This is a genomic window from Streptomyces sp. MNU89 (assembly GCF_020982505.1).
GTDB lineage: Bacteria > Actinomycetota > Actinomycetes > Streptomycetales > Streptomycetaceae > Streptomyces > Streptomyces xinghaiensis.
Genome location: NZ_JAJKLL010000001.1, coordinates 684,876 through 701,597 on the forward strand (window position 1 = coordinate 684,876; position 16,722 = coordinate 701,597).

The 16,722-nt window shown below is 73.1% G+C and carries 19 protein-coding genes; 15 read left to right on the forward strand and 4 right to left on the reverse strand.

Annotated features, from left to right (window positions below; translation table 11 throughout):
* The first annotated feature begins 21 nt into the window (after nucleotides 1-21).
* Entirely contained in the window at nucleotides 22-777 is a 756-nt protein-coding gene (gene egtC, locus E4N63_RS02985; RefSeq protein ID WP_230239816.1) for an ergothioneine biosynthesis protein EgtC, read from the forward strand.
* Nucleotides 774-1,742, forward strand: a complete 969-nt coding sequence (egtD, locus tag E4N63_RS02990) for an L-histidine N(alpha)-methyltransferase (RefSeq protein ID WP_230239817.1) — start codon at nucleotides 774-776, stop codon at nucleotides 1,740-1,742. Before egtC ends, egtD begins: the two co-directional genes overlap by 4 nt.
* Nucleotides 1,743-1,769: 27 nt before the next feature.
* Here the strand turns inward: egtD and E4N63_RS02995 are convergent, their stop codons facing one another.
* Nucleotides 1,770-2,579 (reverse strand): NAD(P)-dependent oxidoreductase, encoded by an 810-nt coding sequence (locus tag E4N63_RS02995; protein ID WP_230239818.1) that lies wholly within the window; start codon nucleotides 2,577-2,579, stop codon nucleotides 1,770-1,772.
* A gap of 111 nt (nucleotides 2,580-2,690) precedes the next feature.
* Here E4N63_RS02995 and E4N63_RS03000 point away from each other — a divergent pair, with 111 nt between their 5' ends.
* From E4N63_RS03000 to E4N63_RS03055, 12 genes are all read left to right on the forward strand, one after another.
* On the forward strand, nucleotides 2,691-3,365 hold the full coding sequence (locus E4N63_RS03000) for a GntR family transcriptional regulator (RefSeq protein ID WP_125626172.1): 675 nt from the start codon (nucleotides 2,691-2,693) through the stop codon (nucleotides 3,363-3,365).
* Between the two features lie 78 nt (nucleotides 3,366-3,443).
* On the forward strand, nucleotides 3,444-4,370 hold the full coding sequence (locus E4N63_RS03005; RefSeq protein WP_125626171.1) for a DUF6282 family protein: 927 nt from the start codon (nucleotides 3,444-3,446) through the stop codon (nucleotides 4,368-4,370).
* A gap of 30 nt (nucleotides 4,371-4,400) precedes the next feature.
* Entirely contained in the window at nucleotides 4,401-5,117 is a 717-nt protein-coding gene (locus E4N63_RS03010) for a PIG-L deacetylase family protein (RefSeq protein WP_125626170.1), read from the forward strand.
* On the forward strand, nucleotides 5,114-5,749 hold the full coding sequence (locus E4N63_RS03015; RefSeq protein ID WP_230239819.1) for a 4-carboxy-4-hydroxy-2-oxoadipate aldolase/oxaloacetate decarboxylase: 636 nt from the start codon (nucleotides 5,114-5,116) through the stop codon (nucleotides 5,747-5,749). Before E4N63_RS03010 ends, E4N63_RS03015 begins: the two co-directional genes overlap by 4 nt.
* A complete protein-coding gene (locus tag E4N63_RS03020) occupies nucleotides 5,746-6,510 on the forward strand; it encodes an ABC transporter ATP-binding protein (RefSeq protein WP_230239820.1) in 765 nt (254 codons plus the stop codon). The genes E4N63_RS03015 and E4N63_RS03020 overlap by 4 nt, the downstream gene beginning before the upstream one ends.
* Nucleotides 6,507-7,358, forward strand: a complete 852-nt coding sequence (locus E4N63_RS03025; protein WP_230239821.1) for an ABC transporter permease — start codon at nucleotides 6,507-6,509, stop codon at nucleotides 7,356-7,358. The genes E4N63_RS03020 and E4N63_RS03025 overlap by 4 nt, the downstream gene beginning before the upstream one ends.
* A gap of 78 nt (nucleotides 7,359-7,436) precedes the next feature.
* A complete protein-coding gene (locus E4N63_RS03030) occupies nucleotides 7,437-8,459 on the forward strand; it encodes an ABC transporter substrate-binding protein (RefSeq protein ID WP_230239822.1) in 1,023 nt (340 codons plus the stop codon).
* Nucleotides 8,460-8,675: 216 nt separating this feature from the next.
* The gene (locus tag E4N63_RS03035; protein WP_228430348.1) at nucleotides 8,676-9,044 is read left to right on the forward strand and encodes a DUF3140 domain-containing protein; all 369 of its coding nucleotides are present in this window, start codon (nucleotides 8,676-8,678) and stop codon (nucleotides 9,042-9,044) included.
* Nucleotides 9,045-9,160: 116 nt separating this feature from the next.
* A complete protein-coding gene (locus E4N63_RS03040) occupies nucleotides 9,161-9,376 on the forward strand; it encodes a dodecin (RefSeq protein ID WP_019706615.1) in 216 nt (71 codons plus the stop codon).
* Nucleotides 9,377-9,547: 171 nt separating this feature from the next.
* Nucleotides 9,548-10,576: a rod shape-determining protein gene (locus E4N63_RS03045; protein ID WP_125624349.1), complete on the forward strand. Its 1,029-nt coding sequence runs from the start codon at nucleotides 9,548-9,550 to the stop codon at nucleotides 10,574-10,576.
* A gap of 85 nt (nucleotides 10,577-10,661) precedes the next feature.
* Entirely contained in the window at nucleotides 10,662-11,588 is a 927-nt protein-coding gene (locus E4N63_RS03050; protein WP_125624350.1) for a hypothetical protein, read from the forward strand.
* 250 nt (nucleotides 11,589-11,838) lie between these two features.
* Nucleotides 11,839-12,138 (forward strand): hypothetical protein, encoded by a 300-nt coding sequence (locus E4N63_RS03055; protein ID WP_125624351.1) that lies wholly within the window; start codon nucleotides 11,839-11,841, stop codon nucleotides 12,136-12,138.
* An 81-nt stretch (nucleotides 12,139-12,219) separates the two neighbouring features.
* Here E4N63_RS03055 and E4N63_RS03060 read toward each other — a convergent pair whose 3' ends face one another.
* Both E4N63_RS03060 and E4N63_RS03065 read right to left on the reverse strand, forming a co-directional pair.
* Nucleotides 12,220-14,397 (reverse strand): EAL domain-containing protein, encoded by a 2,178-nt coding sequence (locus E4N63_RS03060; protein WP_228430347.1) that lies wholly within the window; start codon nucleotides 14,395-14,397, stop codon nucleotides 12,220-12,222.
* Nucleotides 14,394-15,206: an SAM-dependent methyltransferase gene (locus E4N63_RS03065; RefSeq protein WP_125624353.1), complete on the reverse strand. Its 813-nt coding sequence runs from the start codon at nucleotides 15,204-15,206 to the stop codon at nucleotides 14,394-14,396. Before E4N63_RS03065 ends, E4N63_RS03060 begins: the two co-directional genes overlap by 4 nt.
* A gap of 337 nt (nucleotides 15,207-15,543) precedes the next feature.
* Between E4N63_RS03065 and E4N63_RS03070 the strand changes: the two genes are divergently transcribed.
* Nucleotides 15,544-16,014, forward strand: a complete 471-nt coding sequence (locus tag E4N63_RS03070; RefSeq protein WP_125624354.1) for a universal stress protein — start codon at nucleotides 15,544-15,546, stop codon at nucleotides 16,012-16,014.
* A gap of 85 nt (nucleotides 16,015-16,099) precedes the next feature.
* Here the strand turns inward: E4N63_RS03070 and E4N63_RS03075 are convergent, their stop codons facing one another.
* Nucleotides 16,100-16,690, reverse strand: a complete 591-nt coding sequence (locus E4N63_RS03075) for a hypothetical protein (protein WP_228430346.1) — start codon at nucleotides 16,688-16,690, stop codon at nucleotides 16,100-16,102.
* Nucleotides 16,691-16,722: the final 32 nt, after the last annotated feature.

Below are 16,722 nucleotides of genomic sequence, written 5' to 3' on the forward strand. Positions count from 1 at the left end.
CCCGGGGCGGGGGTGCTTCTGATGTGCCGGCATGTGGCCTACCTGGGACCCGGCGTTCCCTGGCAGGACGTCCTGGTGACACCCGGGCACGGGCTGTACCGCCAGTCCTGGGCGCCGCGCCGCCAGCGGTACGGCACCGTCAACGCCGACGGCTTCGGCGTCGGCTGGTACGCGGACGGCGACCCGGTGCCGGCCCGCTACCGCCGCGCCGGGCCGGTCTGGGCCGACCAGTCCTTCGCCGACCTCGCCCGCGTCGTGCGCACCCGCGCACTGCTCGCGGCCGTACGGGACGCGACCGAGGCCGGCGCCGACGGCGAGGCCGCCGCCGCGCCCTTCGCCGCCGGGCCCTGGCTGTTCAGCCACAACGGGGCCCTCACGGGCTGGCCCGCCTCCGCCGCCCCGCTCGCCGCCGGGCTGCCGCCCGAGGACCTGCTGACACTCCAGGCGCGCTGCGACTCCGCCTTCGTCTGGGCGCTGGTGCTCCACGCGCTGCGCCGCGGCGACGCCCTGGGCGACGCCCTCTCCGCCGTCGTCGGGCAACTGGCCGCGGCGGCGCCGGTCTCCCGGCTCAACCTGCTGCTCACCGACGGCGGCACCGTGGCCGCCACCGCCTGGGGGGACACCCTCTGGTACCTGGCGGACCCGGCCGCGCGCCGCACCGTCGTGGCCTCCGAGCCCTACGACGACGATCCGCGCTGGACCGAGGCACCCGACCGCACCCTGCTCACCGCCACCCGCACCGATGTTCTCCTGACCCCGCTCAAGGAGCCCGCGTGAGTCCGTTCGCCGTCACCCGCACCCTGCCCGCCGACGCCACCGCCGCCGCTCTCCGCACCGACGTCCTCCGCGGGCTGTCCCGCCGCCCCAAGGAGCTGCCGCCCAAGTGGTTCTACGACGCCCGCGGCAGCGAGCTGTTCGAGCGGATCACGCGGCTTCCCGAGTACTACCCGACCCGCGCCGAGCGGGAGATCCTCGCCGCCCGCGCGGACGCCGTCGCCGGGGCGAGCGGCGCCCGCACGCTGGTGGAACTCGGCTCCGGCTCCTCCGAGAAGACCCGCCATCTGCTGCGGGCCCTGGGCGGCCTGCGGGCCTACGTCCCCGTGGACGTCAGCGAGTCGGCGCTGCGTCTCGCGGGGGAGAGTCTGCTCGCGGACCACCCGGAACTCGACGTCCATGCCCTGGTCGCCGACTTCCAGCACGGGCTCCGGCTCCCGGACACCCCCGGCCCGCGCCTGGTGGCCTTCCTCGGCGGCACCATCGGCAATCTGCTGCCCGCCGAGCGCGCCGCGTTCCTGGCATCCGTGCGCTCCCTGCTCGCCCCCGGCGACACGCTGCTGCTCGGCACCGACCTGGTGAAGGACGAGCGGACGCTGGTGGCGGCCTACGACGATCCCCAGGGCGTCACCGCCGCCTTCAACAAGAACGTCCTGTCCGTCATCGACCGCGAGCTGGGCGCCGACTTCGACCCGGACGACTTCGACCACGTCGCGCTCTGGGACGCGGAGCACGAGTGGATCGAGATGCGGCTGCGCGCCCGGCACGCGCTGACCGCGAAGATCCCCGCCCTGGACCTCGCCGTCACCTTCGACGCAGGCGAGGACCTGCGCACCGAGGTCTCGGCGAAGTTCCGGCGCGAGGGCGTACGGGAGGAACTGGCCGCCGCCGGTCTGGAGCTGCGCCACTGGTGGACGGACGACGAGGGCCGCTTCGCCCTGTCGCTGGCGGGTCCGGCCGAGGACTGAGCGGACGGTCCGGGCGGGCCCGGCGCCTCACCGGCGCGGCCCGCCCTCCGCCGGCCCGGCCGCCTCCTCGGCCCGGATCCGGAGCAGCAGGTCCCGCGCGGCCCGGGCGACGGCCGGCTCGACCCCGAGGCCCCGCACCATGTCCTCGGCGGCCGCCATCTCGTCCGCGCGGCGCCCGGCGTGGCGGCGGGTGCCGGTGACCAGCCGGTCCACGGTTCCGGCTCCGGCGCCGGCGAGCTCCGCGGCGATGTTCTCCCGCAGCCACTCCTCGCAGCCGGCGGCGCGGGCCGCGTCGAGCGCCTCGACGACCGCCGCGGCCATCCCCTTGAAGAAGACACTGCGCAGCAGCTTGCGCTGGGCGGCGGCGCCGGCGCCCCCGGGCTGGAGGGTGACGGGCGTGCCCAGGGGCCGGAGGATCGCGGCGAAACGTTCCGCGGCCGGGCCGCTGACGAGCATCGGCACCCGGAGTCCCCGCCCCGGGACGGGGGCCATGATCGCGACGTCGGCGAAGGAGAGGCCCGCCCGGGCGGCGGTCTCCCCCAGCACGGTCTTGACCTGCGGTGACGCGGTGTTCATATCGGCCCAGACGGTGCCCTCGCGGGCCCCGGGGGCACCGTCCTCCAGGGCGCCGAGTGCGGCCGAGGCGCTGTTGACGCTCAGCACCAGGTCGACGCCGCGCACGGCGTCCGCCTCGTCGGCCGCCACCTCGACGGCGTCACGCGGGCGGACCCGGGGGTCGTGGACGCGGACCCGCGCGCCGAGGGCGAGCAGATCGCGGCCGAACGCCGAGCCGGCCTCGCCGTAGCCCAACAGCGCGATGTACGGGGGCGGTTGCACGAGAGCCTCCTTGCGTCCGGCCGGTGGTCCGGGGAGCCGGGACCGGAGGGGCACCCTGCTACACTCCCGACAATATTGTCAACAATCACGCCAGCATCCGGGAGTCATGGAATGCCGAGCGACGCACCCAGCGCGACAGAGACGGCCAAGGCGGCGAAAGCCCGCGCCAACGTCACGTCCGACATCCGCGAGGCCATCCTGCGAGGTGATTTCGTGGCCGGCCAGCGACTGGTGGAGGCGGACCTGACGGAACAGTTCTCGGCGAGCCGCGGGGCGGTCCGCTCGGCCCTCCTCGAACTCGCGGCCGAGGGCCTGGTCGAACGGATCGCCAACCGGGGCGCCCGCGTCCGGATCGTCCCCCTCGACGAGGCCATCGAGATCTACGAGGTGCGCATGGCCGTGGAGGCCCTGTGCGCCGCGAAGGCGGCCGAGCGGATCGGCGCCGCGGAGGCGGAGGAGCTCCGCACGATCGGCTCGGACATGCGGGTGGCGGTGTCCGGCGGCGACATCATGCGCTACCGGCAGCTCAATCAGCGCCTCCACCAGCGGATCAGGGAGATCAGCGGGCAGCGCGCCGCCTCGGACGTGCTGGAGAGGCTGCGGGCGCAGAGCGTGCGGCAGCAGTTCAAGGTCGCCACCATGCCCGGCCGTCCGCAGGTCTCGCTGCCCGAGCACCTGGCGATCATCGACGCGGTCTGCGCGGGTGACGCGGAGGCCGCGGAGCAGGCGATCCGGCTGCATCTGGGCAGCGTCATGGAGGCGATGCGGAGGGCCTCCGAGGGCTGATATCGGCCAGACCCTTGACGCCGGCAACAGGATTGCTAACAATCCCGTTCAACAAGTTGCCGACAAAAAGGTGTCACTGTGTCCCACCCCATCCCGAGCCGGCACGCCAGGGACCTCGTCCGCGGCGCCTACGACGTCCACATCCACGTCGGGCCCGACGTCATGAAGCGCCGCATCGACGACAGCGAGCTCGCGCCCCGCTTCGCCGAGGCCGGACTGGCCGGGTTCGTCCTCAAGAGCCACTACGTCCCCACCGCCGAGCGGGCCGCCGTCGTCAACCGGCTCGGACGGGCCGAGGCGGTGGGGGCCATCACCCTCAACGCCTCGGTGGGCGGTCTGAACCCCATCGCGGTCGAGATCGCCGCCCGCGGCGGCGCCCGGTTCGTGTGGCTGCCTACGGTCGACAGCTCCAACCAGCGGTCCTGCCTGGCCAGTGACCCCGCGGGCGCCAAGCCGCCGATGTGGGCCCGGCTCCAGGACGACCTGCGCGCCGCGGGCATGGCGGCGGACCCGGTCGAGGTCGTCGGACCGGACGGCGCCGTCCTGGAGCGCACCCGCCAGGTCCTGCGGCTCATCGCGCGGCACGACATGGTCCTGGCCACCGGCCACCTCCACGGCGACGAGATCGCCACGGTCGTCGCGGCCGCCGCCGAGGAGGGCGTGCGCCGCATCGTCGTGACGCACCCCGAGTTCACCTCCCAGCGGATCGGCATCGAACGGCAGCGCGAGCTGGCCGCCCACGGCGCCCTGCTGGAGCGGTGCTTCACCACCCCCTACACCGGCAAGGTCGGCTGGGACCTGTGGTTCTCCAACATCCGCGAGGCGGGACCGGAGAACTCGATCGTCTCCAGCGACCTCGGCCAGCCGTTCAACCCGCCCGTCGAGCACGGACTGGCGCTCGCCGCCGACCGGCTCCTCGAAGCCGGTTTCAGCGACGAGGAGATCCGCACCATGACCGTGCACAACAGCCGGGCCCTCGTCGGCGCCGAACCGCTGAGCGACTGACCGCCCCCGATGCCCGGGAGAGAGGAACCGATGAACACACGTCGCATGCTGGTCGTCGGCGCGCACAGCGCCGACTTCGTCTGGCGCTCGGCCGGCGCCGTCGCCCGCCACACCGCCGCCGGAGGGGAAGCCCTCGTGGTGGCCCTCTCCTACGGCGAGCGCGGGGAGTCCGGCGTCCTGTGGAAGCAGGAGGGTCAGACCGAGGAGAACGTCAAGAAGATCCGCCACGAGGAGGCCGCCGGGGCCGCCGCCGTGCTCGGCGCCGGGTTCCGGGCGCTCGACCTGGGCGACTACCCGCTGCGCGCCGGTGACGACGCCGTCGCCGAACTGGCCGGGATCATGCGCGAGTTCGCGCCCCACATCGTCCTGACGCACCCCGAGAAGGACCCGTTCAACCCCGACCACCCCGTCGCGCACCGCGCGGTGGCCCGGGCTCGCCTGCTGACCTCCGGCGCGGGCGTGGCCAGCGCGTTCAGGACCGCGCCGCCCTCGGAGTTCCTCGCCTTCGAACCGCACCAGCCGGAACTGTGCGGCTTCGTCCCCTCGGTCTTCGTCGACATCACCGATGTCTTCGAACGCAAGGTCGAAGCCATGCGGCACATGGCGGCCCAGCGGTACCTCCAGGAGTACTACGCCCAGCGCGCCGAGCACCGCGGCAACCACGCCCGCAAGGTGACCGGCGACGCCGGCATCCGGCAGGCCGAGGCGTTCCAGCGCCTCCTCCCCCACGTGGTGGGGGCGCTGTGAGCCCCGAAGCGGCCGAGCTGGGCCGCGCCGGAGTCGCCACGGTGTACGAGGCGTACGGCCGCCGCGGGCTGATCGAGGAGTCCTGGGACGCCGTGACCCCCGGCCGCCGCACGGCCGGGCCGGCCTGCACGGTGCTGTGCGGCCCCGGTGACAACCGCGCCGTCCACGAGGCCATGGACGTCCTCGGGCCCGGGGAGATCCTGGTCGTCACCCTGGCCGAGCCGGAGCCCGTCGCCGTCATCGGAGACCTGCTGGCGACCCAGGCGGCCGTGCGCGGAGCGGCCGGGCTCCTCGTCAACGCGGCCGTGCGGGACACCGCCGAACTCGCGGGCCTGCAGATGGCAATCCACGCCCGGTGGCGGAACGCCCGCGGCGCCGGCAAGGAGCACCGCGGGCAGGTGAACGTCCCCGTCCGCGTGGGCGGCACCCTGATCGAACCGGGCGACCCGGTCGTCCTGGACGACGACGGCGCCACCGCCGTACGGGCCGCCGACGTTCCCGAGGTGGTGCGGGCCGTACGGGCCCGCATCGCCAAGGAGGCCGCCCTGCGGGCGCGCTGGCAGAACGGCGAGATCAGCTACGACGTCTACGGCCTGCGCGCGCAGGACAGTGAAGGGAGCGTGACGGCATGACCGCGCTGCTGAGCGTCGACGGACTGTCCCAGCGGTTCGTCAAGAACGACACGGCCACGGTCGCCCTGCGCGACTTCAGCCTCTCGGTGGAGCAGGGCACCTTCGTCTCGGTCCTCGGCCGCAGCGGGTGCGGGAAGTCCACCATGCTGAACCTCCTCGCCGGGCTGACCACGCCCACCAGCGGCGAGGTCCGCTACCAGGGGAAGCGGCTCACCGGCCCGCACACCGACATCGGCTATCTGACGCAGTCGGACACGCTGATGCCGTGGCGGGACGTCCAGCGCAACGTCGAGATGCCGCTGGAGCTCCGGGGCGTGCCGGCCGCCGAGCGGTCCCGCACCGCGAGCGACCTCATCGACCGCGTCGGCCTCTCCGGTTTCGAGCACCACTACCCCCGCGAGCTCTCCGGGGGCATGCGGCGCCGGGCCGGCCTGGCCCGGATGCTGGCCGGCAGCCCGTCCACGCTGCTCATGGACGAGCCGTTCGGCGCGCTGGACGCCCAGCTCCGCCACGAACTGCAGCAGGAACTGCTGCGGCTCTGGGAGGGAAGCGAGCAGACCGTCGTGTTCGTCACGCACGACATCGAGGAGGCGATCCTGCTCGGCGACCGCGTGGTGGTCCTCGGCGGACTGGGACGCATCGTCGTCGACCGGCGGATCGAGCTCCCCCGCCCGCGGAACGCGGACGAACTGCAGGTCGACGCCACCTATGTGGCGCTGTACAAGGAAATGGCCGGCGCACTCCAGGGAGCCGCGGCATGAGCACCACCGACACCCCGCCCGAAGCCGGCCGGGCCCTGCCCACCGGAGCCGTCCGCGAGGACGTCCGGCGCACCTGGTGGCAGCGCCACGGCGCCACCACGACCATCTGGGCCACCCGGACCGCACTGCTGGTCGTCATGCTCGTGCTCTGGCAGGCCGCCTCCGGCCGCTGGATCGACGACACCTTCATCAGCCGGCCCAGCGACATCGTCGACCGGCTGGGAACCTGGTGGGCCGACGGCACCCTGGCCGACAACACCTGGATCACCGTGCAGGAGATCGTCTACGGATTCCTGCTCGGGGCCGCGGCCGGCGCCCTGGCCGGCTATCTGCTCGGCGCCTCGCGTTTCGTCTACCGGGTGCTGGACCCCTTCATCATGGCCCTCTACGCCATCCCGAAGGTCGCGCTGGCCCCGCTGTTCATCGTGTGGATCGGCATCGGCATGGACATGAAGGTCCTGCTGGCCGCCGTCACCGTGTTCTTCCTCGTCTTCCTCAACACGGCGGCCGCCGTCCGCGAGGTAGACCAGGGACTGGTGGACGCGGTGCGCCTCATGGGCGGCGACCGCCGCCAGATCGCGCTCAAGGTGGTCCTGCCGTCCTCGATGGCCGGGTTCCTCACCGGGCTGAAGGTCTCGGTGCCCTACGCCCTCATCGGTGCGGTCATCGGCGAACTCGTGGCCTCCAACCGGGGCCTCGGCTACCTGATCAACGATGCCGCCGCGCAGTTCGACACCGCCGGGGTCTTCGCCACGCTCGTGGTCCTCAGCCTCATCGCCGGGGCCCTCAACATCCTCGTCGGCATGCTCGACCGGCGCGTCAACCGCTGGAAGCCGCTCCAGAAGTAGCCCCGCGCCGCACCCGCTCCCCGCCCGCGCGTCCACCCCCGCTCCCGCACCCGCCGTCCTCACCAACCGGAGAACCCCGTGTCCCCATCGCGCCGCACCATGCTCAAGGCGTTCGCCGCCTCCTCCGCGCTGCTGTCACCCACCCTGCTCACGGCCTGCTCGAACGGCGGCTCGGCCGGCAGGGGCGGCACCCTCAGCATCGGCCAGATCAGCGACTCCGTCGCCTTCTTCCCGCTGTTCATCGCCGAGAAGCGCGGCTTCTTCAAGGACGAGGGCCTCTCGCTCGGCGACCGCCCCCGGCTCGGCACCGGCGCCAAGGTCGCCGCCGCGCTGAAGTCCGGCAGCATCGACATCGGCGCCGGGGTCATGACCGATGTCCTCAACCTCGCCGAGAACGACGCCCAGGCCCGGCTCACGACGTCCCTGGTCACCGAGTACTACGTCGACATCGTCGTGAAGAAAGGTTTCAGCACGCAGGGCTCCTCCCTCAAGGAGAAGACCCGCGCCCTGGCCGGGAAGAAGATCGGCATCACCGGCCCCGGCAGCGGCACCGAGGCCCTGGTCAACTACCTCTTCGGGCTCGCGGGGCTCAGCCCCAGGACGGACGCCACCCTCGTCAACCTCGGCGCGGTGAGCAGCGCGGCCCTGGGCGCCCTGAAGGCGGGACGCGTCGACGCCCTCGCCTTCTTCCAGCCGATCGGCCAGCAGTCCGAAGCCGCCGGGATCGGCGACATCCACATCTCGCCCGCCGCCGGCGACGTGCCCTCCCTGACCGGCGCCCTGCACGGGGTCGCCTTCACGCTGAGCGGCGTCCTCAAGAAGAAGTCCGCGGAGATCGCCTCCTTCCAGAGCGCGATCGGCCGCTCCCTGAAGTTCATCGCCGGTGACGCCTCCGAGGTCAGGGACCTGCTCGGCGAGTACCTCAGCAGCGCCCCCGGCCCCGCGCTCGACGCCCTGGTCCCCATCCTGCGGAAGGAGTCCCCCGCGTCTGCCGCGGTCGCCGAGAAGAGCTACGGCATCGCCCGCGACTTCCACGTCGACAGCGGTCTCGTCAAGAGCGCCCCCTCCTACGGCAAGCTCGTCCCCGAGGCGTTCCGGTAAGCCCCCGCCCCCGTCGCGCCGGGACCCGTACCCATCCGCCTCCGTGTACGGGTCCCGGTGCGGCGGCGGAGAGCCGGGCCACCCGGCCGCCCCGCCCGGACTCCGCCGGCCCGGCCCGTTTCCCCGCGCCCGAGCCGGGCACCCGTGGGTGTCGTAAGCAACCGGCGTCGCGGACGCCGGGACGACCCGACGAAAACCGGGCCCGGGAGGCACATCGTGGCTGACACATCGGCTCACATCTCCACCATCGAGCTCGACGCGCTCTGGGACGAGTTCCACCGCGTGGTGAACATGAACTCCGAGGAACTCGCCGCATGGCTGCGGACGGAATCCGCCGGCGAGGTCAGCGAGACCGAACCGGACCACTCCGGCACCGAGCTGGGCAGGCACGTCCTGCACATCCTGCAGAAGCGCCGCACCGACCTCACCGACGACGACATCCGGGTGATGTACAAGATCGTCGACCGGGTGACGGACCAGCGCCGCGAGGACATGGAACCGGTCGCCGGGCAGAGCTCCTGGCGGCACCGGCTCATGAACATGGGCCACGACCCGCTGAAGCCCCCGCGCGACACCGGGCGGTAGTCCGCTCCACCGCTCGGCCCCCTCGCCTCGCGCGGACGCCGCCGCCGGGGCACGGTGGGTCGTGACCACCCGTCCCCACCCCGTCCCCGCCCTTCACACAGCCAGGGAGATCCGCCATGACCAACCACGTCTACCGGGTGACCGAGATCGTCGGCTCGTCGCACGAGGGACTGGACGACGCGATCCGCAACGGCATCCGCCGCGCTTCCGAGACCCTGCGGCACCTGGACTGGTTCGAGGTGACCGAGATGCGCGGACAGATCAAGGACGGACAGGTCGAGCACTACCAGGTCGGCCTGAAGGTCGGCTTCCGGCTGGAGGAGGCGGGCTGACCGGCCCCGGGTCCGTCCCGCCCCGGCGGCGCCCTCCCGCCCGTCCCCGAACGGGTCGCCGGGGTCCCCGGCCGGGCCTCCCCGGCGGGCGCACCCCCCGCGCCTGACGGAGGCTGTACGGAAGCGGGCCCGCGCCCGCCCTCCGAACCGTCCCGCAGGGGAGGACCCGACGTGCCCGTCAACATGGAAGAGATGCGCCGCTGCTCGGTCGCCGTGGACCTCGGCGCGTCCAGGACCCGGGTGTACGTCAGGGACACCGGCATCGTCGTCGACGAACCGAGCGTCGCCGCCGTCAACATCCGCACCGGCGCACTCCTCGCCGTCGGCGAACTCGCCGAACGCATGACCGGGCGCACCCCCGACCACATCCGGGTGGTCCGCCCCGTGCAGGGCGGCACGGTCGTCAACGTCGACCTCGCCCGCCGCATGCTGCGCCACCTCATCGGGGGCAAACTGCGCCGCACCTGGATCCGCCGCCCCGGTATGCGGTTCGCCGCCTGTGTACCGCACGACAGCGAACCCCTCGCCCAGCGCGCGCTGCACGAGACGCTCACCGCGGTCGGCGCCCGCCGGGTGGAACTGGCCGACACCATCGTCTGCGCGGCCATCGGCTCCGGACTACCGGTGGAGCACCCGGAGGCGGCGATGGCCGTGGTCTGCGGCGCGGGCACCACACAGGTGGCGGTCCTGTCCCTCGGCTCGATCGTCGCCGCGGAGACCGTACCGGTCGGCGGCGACGCCATCGACTACGCCGTCATCGAACACCTGCGCAGCCGCCACGAACTGCTCCTCCCCCACCCGGCGGTGCGCCCGCTGCGGATGATGCTGCACTCGGCGGACCCGGGCCCCGCCGTGGCCGAGGTGCACGGCCGCGACGTGACGACGGGACTGGCGCGGACCGTGACCGTGGACACCGAAAGCGTCCGGCAGGCCGTCGGCGGACCGCTCACCGCCGTCCTCGACGCGATCCGCACCGTGCTGCGGCGCTGCCCGCCCGACCTCGTCGCGGACCTCTCCGAACGCGGCCTCGTCCTCGCCGGCGGCGGTGCCCTCCTGCCGGGACTCGACGCGATGCTGAGCCGTGCGACCGGGATCCCGGTGCACACCGCCGAGGCCCCGGACACCTGTGCCGTACGAGGGCTGGGCGCGATGATCGAGGGCAAGGTCGAGTCGATGCGCCTGGACCCCCTGGCCGGCTGACCGGCCCGCCTCCGGCACGGCACACGCGCCGGCGCGGACGGTGACGGGGCGGTGAAGCGGACGGTCCGTGCGGGGAACGGCCCGGATGAGTGACAATCACCGGGTGCCGACGCCTCCGTATCCCTCCCTCGCCGCGCTCGACGCGCTCCTCGGCACGATGTCCGGCACCGGGGAAGCACGCCGACGCCAGCTGAGCATGGTGCGAAGGGAGTTGGAGTCCGCTCTCCGGCAGGACGCACTGCCCGCACCGGCCCGGAGCAGCCTGCGGCACCTCCTGGGCGAACAGGCCCTCGCCCCGTATCTGCGCCGGGCGGAGTCCGGCGCGCTGCGGCACCGCCTGGTCGCCGGACGGCGCCCCCCGACCTCCGGACACACCAATCAGACCCGGCTGGTCTGCCTCGACCTGCTGCGGGAAGCGGCCGGCCTCCCTTCTCTGCACCTGGCGGCCACCGGGGCCCCGGCGCTGCGGCCCGTCCCCGAACACGCCCAGCTCTCCGCGCTGCGCCGGCAGCTCGACCAGGACCTCGCCGGCCCCCTGTCACCGGGGCGGACCCGGCTGACCGCCGTGCTCGCCCTGGTGCTGGACACGGCCGCGCGCTCCGGAGAACTGACCGGCCTGCGCACCACCCACCTGACCGGCGACCGCGGCTCGGTGTATGTGGAGCGGCGCCCGCAGCACGGCACCACCGCGCCGGTCACCGGTGAGTGGCTGCCGCTGTCACCGCTCGCCCGCGCGGCTCTGGACCGCTGGCTGGCGGTCCGCGAGGAACTGGTCGCGTTCGCCCACGGCACCTCACGCCTCTGGGTGTCCCTGCGCCCGAACCACGCCGGCCTCCCCGACGAGAACGGCAACACCGTGGGACGGCCGGCCGGAATGCCGCTCGAGGAGAACGGCCTCATCACCTCCTACCGGCGCGGCCGCGCCCGCTACGGGCTGCAGCACCTGCTGCCGGAGAAGCTGGAGCAACTGCGCCGCGCCGCCGAACAGCAGCGCGAGGCGCGTCCCGCGTAGCCGCGTCCTTCAGCCGGTCGCCGCCCTCCCGCGGCTGCGGGTTCTCCCGCTTCCGGTGGTGGAACCTTGGGGCCAAGGCTTGTTATATGACTTTCTTATGGACGCTGTGTCCCCTCCGGCCGCCGGGTACCTCGCCGGGATCGCCGCCCGAGGCAACCCGTCCGGGGTGTACGGCGGTCCTATCGGGCGCCGCTCCGGGGAAGAGACCCCGGCGGCTCGTACCCGTCAGCCGGCGGAAGGAGCATCGCCCGTGGAGTTCGATCCCGGTCTCTGCCTGGAGGTTCCGGAGGGTTTCGACGACTCGGACGCCGAGAGCCAGGTCCATCCGATGGCCAGGAAGCTGTTCCCCGCCACGACCGCCGCGGGAGCCTTCGGAAAGGCCCAGGAATGGGTGCGGGAGCACAACGTCCGCCTGGTGGACGTGTCATGGGACTTCCTGTACGACGAGGACGAGCCCTACCTGCTGAGCATCTACTTCACCTTCGAACTGGACCCCGAACAGGACTCCGGGGACAGCCCCGGGGACAACCCCCCGGAAGCCGCGCACTGACCGCCGGCCGGCTCCCCGGGCGCGGTCCGGCGAGCTGCCCGGAGGATGGCCGGTTCACGCCCCCGGGGAGCCCGCCGTGCCTCAGGTCGCGTCGGCCAGCGAGAGGGTGTGGAGCCGCTCGGGCGGGCCGGGCCGGGCGTAGTACCAGCCCTGGGCGGTGTCGCAGCCGAGGACGCGCAGGTGTTCGGCCTGGACGCCGGTCTCCACGCCCTCCACGGTGACCGCGAGGTCGAGGGTGTGCGCGAGGGAGACGATGCCCTCCACGATCTTGATGTCGATGGGGTCGGCCGGCTCCCGCTGCATGCCCCGGGTGAAGGAGCGGTCGAGTTTGAGGGTGCTGAGCGGCATCCGGCGGAGGTTGGAGAGGTTGGAGTAGCCGGTGCCGAAGTCGTCGAGGGCGATGTCGACGCCGAGGTCGGCCAGTTCGCGCAGCGGCTTCAGCAGGGCCTCGTCGGCGCCGATCAGCGCGCTCTCGGTGACCTCCAGGCAGAGCGAGGACGGCTCCAGGCCGGCCTCCTTGAGCACCTCCGCCGTGTCCCGGACGAGATGCGGGTGGTGGAGCTGGCAGGGCGACAGGTTGACGTTGACCCGCAGCGCCTTCCCGTCGATGTGCTGGAACTGCCAGTCGCGGGCCTGCCGTACGGCCTCCTCCAGCACCCAGCGGCCGAGCGGCACGATCAGACCGGTGTTCTCCGCGAGGGGGATGAACTGGTCCGGTCCCAGCACCCCGCGCAGCGGATGGGACCAGCGGACGAGGGCCTCCGCGCCGTGCACCCGGCCGTCGCTGAGCCGGACCAGCGGCTGGTACTCGATGAAGAACTCGCCGCGCTGGAGCGCCATCGGCAGGCTGTTGGTGAGGCCGTGACGGGTGATGACCCGGGTGTCGGCCTCCGGGTCGGCGTGCTCGTAACGGTTGCCGCCCGCGGCCTTGGCCCGGTACATGGTGATGTCGGCGCTGCGCAGCACCTCGGCGGCGCCGAGCTTGCCCGCCGGGCCCTCCACGATGCCGATGCTGCCCCGTACGGTCAGTTCCTTGCCGGCGATGGACACCGGGGTGGACAGGGCGTCGAGGATGCGCTCGGCGAAGTCGGTGACGTCCTTCTGCTCGGGCGGGTCGGTGATCAGGGCCACGAACTCGTCGCCGCCGATCCGCGCCACGAGCTGGCCGGGGGCGGTGACGCACGATTGCAGCCGGTCGGCGACGGCGACCAGCAACTGGTCGCCGACGGCGTGGCCGAGGTGGTCGTTGACCGCCTTGAAGCCGTCCAGGTCCAGGTAGCAGAGGCCGAAGCGGCCGGTGCCGCCGCGGGCGGCGACCGCGGATTCCAGCCGTTCGAAGAAGAAGGTCCGGTTGGGGAGTCCGGTGAGCGCGTCGTGCGTCGCCTGGTAGCGGAGGCGGAGGTTGAGCAGCCGGCGCTCGGTGATGTCCTCCATCAGCGCGAGCATGTAGCGGGGGGTGCCGTCACGGTCGCGGAGGAGGGAGACCGTGAGGTTGGTCCACAGGACGGTGCCGTCGTTGCGGTAGTACGGCTTGTCGACGCGGAAGTGGTCGCGCTCCCCGCGCATGAGTTCGGCCAGCATCCGCCAGACGCCCGGGCTGTCCTCGGGGTGGGTCCAGTCGGTCACCCGGCGGCTGCGCACATGGTGCTCCAGACCGCCGAACATCCGGGTCAGGCTCTCGTTGATGTCGACGACCCGGCCGTCCATGTCGGCGATGCCGATGCCGATGGCGGCGCCCTCGAAGACCGCCCGGAACCTCGCCTCGCTGCGGTGCAGGGCCTGTTCGGCGTCGGCCTGGGCGCGCAGCGCGGCGCGGGACATGGCCTCCTGCTCGGAGCGGGTCCGTTCGCGCAGGGCCTCGGCGAATCCGGCGGCGACGGCGTGCTGGAGCCGGGTGCAGCGGGCCCGGAGCTGCTCCACCGGCTGCGGTTCCTCGGGCGGGCAGTAGAGCGTCAGATAGGAGTCGATCACGCCCAGCGTGTGCGGCAGGCTTCCGGGGTCGGTGCAGTGCGCCGCGACGAGCGCGGCCCCGACCTCCAGCCCCGCGCTCGGGTCGAACGGCCGGGTCCGCAGGGCGGCGGCCAGCCGGCGGGCCTGCGGGATCAGATGCTGTTCGAATTCGGCGCGGGTCATGGACGTGGCCGTGGCCGGGTAGATGGCCCGGCTCCAGATCGCGGCGAACCGTCTCAGTCTGTCGTCGGGCCCGTCCTCGGAACCGTCTGGGCCGGGGGCCCCGGGCCCGGGCGGCCGGGCCGTCACGCCTTGCGCCCCACGCCGGCGAACCCGGTGTAGACCACGGGGTCCTCCTGCTCGCCGGGGGTGTCGGGCCGCCAGTCGGGCATCGACACGAGGCCCGGCTCGACCATCTCGAAGCCGTCGAAGAACGGGGCGACCTCCCGGCGCGACCGCATGACCAGCGGGGAGGTCGCCTGCCGGTAGACCCCTTCCACCCCGACGCCCTGACGGGGCGTCAGCGGTCCGCCCTCCGTGGACGCGTGGGTGAGTGCCATCAGGCTGCCCGGCGGCAGCGCGTCGCGCAGTTCCGCGACGACGCGCCGCGGTTCGTCGTCGTCGGTCAGGAAGTGCAGGACGGCGACGAGGAGCAGCGCCACCGGTTTCCCGAAGTCGAGCATTCTCCCGACCTCGGGACTGGACAGGATGGCCGCCGGCTCGCGCAGGTCGGCCGCGGTGATGACCGCGGACTCGTTGCCCTCCAGCACCGCCCGGCTGTGCGCCACGGCCACCGGGTCGTTGTCGACGTAGACGACCTTCGCCTCCGGGGTTGCCGCCTGGGCGACCTCGTGGACGTTGCCGAAGGTCGGTATGCCGGAGCCTATGTCGAGGAACTGGGTGATGCCCTGCCCCACCGCGTACCGTACGACCCGCCGCATGAAGGCACGATTCGCCTGCATGATCTTCGGCAGGCCCGGCATGATCTCCATCGCCCTGCGCGCCGCCTCCCGGTCGGCCTCGAAGTTGTGCGAGCCACCCAGGTAGAAGTCGTAGATCCGGGACACGCTCGGCACGGAAAGGTCGATGCCCTGGGGGGCCCAGGAGGGTCGCTCCATCGGTGGTCTCCAACTGTCGGCCAGGAGGGTCCGGCCATTTTTATGCCGGTGTATGCGCCTGAGGCTACTGATCGCTCCTCACCAGGGGAACCTCAAACGGAAATCTGCGATCCGTTCTGGTCACAAACCATGGGCATGTGCACCGGGATCCGGGAGTTGAGCCCCACCCGTCCCGCCCGTTCATCCAATACGGCCGAAGGACACGGCAACTGAGGGCACATCAGGCCGGATCGGGCATCGAATTCACGCCAGGTGCCCCTCCCCCCGGATGTCCGGTGCGCGCCGGTCCGCCGGGCCGGGGGCGCGGTAGGCTGCTGGCGTCTGTGGCCTCAGCCGCATGGAGGAGAGGGAGGAACGGGTGCCCGCGCCCTTCGAGCGCGGAACGGACGGCCCCAAGGTGATCGTCGCCGGGCTGGACGGTTCCGACTCCTCCTGGCGTGCCACCGCCTATGCCGCGGGGCTGGCCCGGCGGCAGAACGCCCTGCTCGCGGTCGTCCACGTCCAGCCGCTGCTGGTGGCCGGAGCCGCGCTGGGCGCCCCCACGGCGGCGATCACCGCCGACGCCGCCGAGGAGCTGGAGCGGGAGGCCCGCTCGGCGATCGGCCGGATGCCGGAGGCCGGCAGTCTGCGCTGGGAGTTCCACACCTTCCACGGCGACCCGTACACCGTGCTGGCCGAGGCGGCGGACGGGCTGAAGGCCGACGCCGTGGTCGTCGGCGCCTCCGAGCGTGCCGGGCACCGCCTGGCCGGCTCGGTCGCGGTGCGGCTGGTCAAGGCGGGCCACTGGCCGGTCACCGTCGTGCCGTAGGGCTGGTCCGGCACGTCCCGCCGGGTCCCCGGCACCGGGCCCCGCCACGGCGGTCACCCGGTCCCGGTCGCCGGGGGTCATCGGGTCACCAGGAGGTCTCCTTGATCGTCGCCTTGTTCTGGGGGGTGGTGGTGGCGGTGATCTCCGACTCCCTCCGCTGACCGGAGAACGTCACGGTCAGCGTCGTCCGCTCGCGCTGCTCGGTCCGGACGGTGAAGCCCCGGACCGGAACGGCCGAGACCAGGCACACCCCGCGGTCGCCGAAGCGCACCGTCGCCTGCCCCCCGGCCGACTCGATGGTGTGCACACCCGCCCCGCCCTCGCAGTCCGTGAAGGCACCGGGACCACTCGGCGGCGCGGAGGTCGCCGGCGGCGGTGCGGTGCTCCGGCTCGGCCGCGGGGTGGCCCGCGGGGACGGCTTCCGGGTGGTCGCGGCACGGGACGGGGACGCCGTGGGCGTGGGAGTGGCGGTGCTCTTGCCACGGGACGGCCCGGGCTCGGCGCTCGGGCTCGGGGGGCGGCTCGTGGAGGAGGTGAAGACCGTCGGCGCCGACCGCGCCACCAGCGGCTTGGGCCGGGTCGAGCCCACCACGAAGTGCACGGTCAGCAGCACCGCCGTCACGCTGACGGCGGTGCAGGAGAGCCACAGGAGGAGATAGCGGAGGTAGCGGGGCACGACACCATGGTGACGTACGGGATAACGTGCAG

Coding starts and splice junctions, on each gene's coding strand:
- egtC (WP_230239816.1), top strand. CDS start 22: ATGTGCCGGCATGTGGCCTACCTGGGACCCGGCGTTCCCTGGCAGGAC.
- E4N63_RS03000 (WP_125626172.1), top strand. CDS start 2,691: ATGCCGAGCGACGCACCCAGCGCGACAGAGACGGCCAAGGCGGCGAAA.
- E4N63_RS03010 (WP_125626170.1), top strand. CDS start 4,401: ATGAACACACGTCGCATGCTGGTCGTCGGCGCGCACAGCGCCGACTTC.
- E4N63_RS03020 (WP_230239820.1), top strand. CDS start 5,746: ATGACCGCGCTGCTGAGCGTCGACGGACTGTCCCAGCGGTTCGTCAAG.
- E4N63_RS03025 (WP_230239821.1), top strand. CDS start 6,507: ATGAGCACCACCGACACCCCGCCCGAAGCCGGCCGGGCCCTGCCCACC.
- E4N63_RS03040 (WP_019706615.1), top strand. CDS start 9,161: ATGACCAACCACGTCTACCGGGTGACCGAGATCGTCGGCTCGTCGCAC.
- E4N63_RS03050 (WP_125624350.1), top strand. CDS start 10,662: ATGAGTGACAATCACCGGGTGCCGACGCCTCCGTATCCCTCCCTCGCC.
- E4N63_RS03065 (WP_125624353.1), bottom strand. CDS start 15,206: ATGGAGCGACCCTCCTGGGCCCCCCAGGGCATCGACCTTTCCGTGCCG.
- E4N63_RS03070 (WP_125624354.1), top strand. CDS start 15,544: ATGGAGGAGAGGGAGGAACGGGTGCCCGCGCCCTTCGAGCGCGGAACG.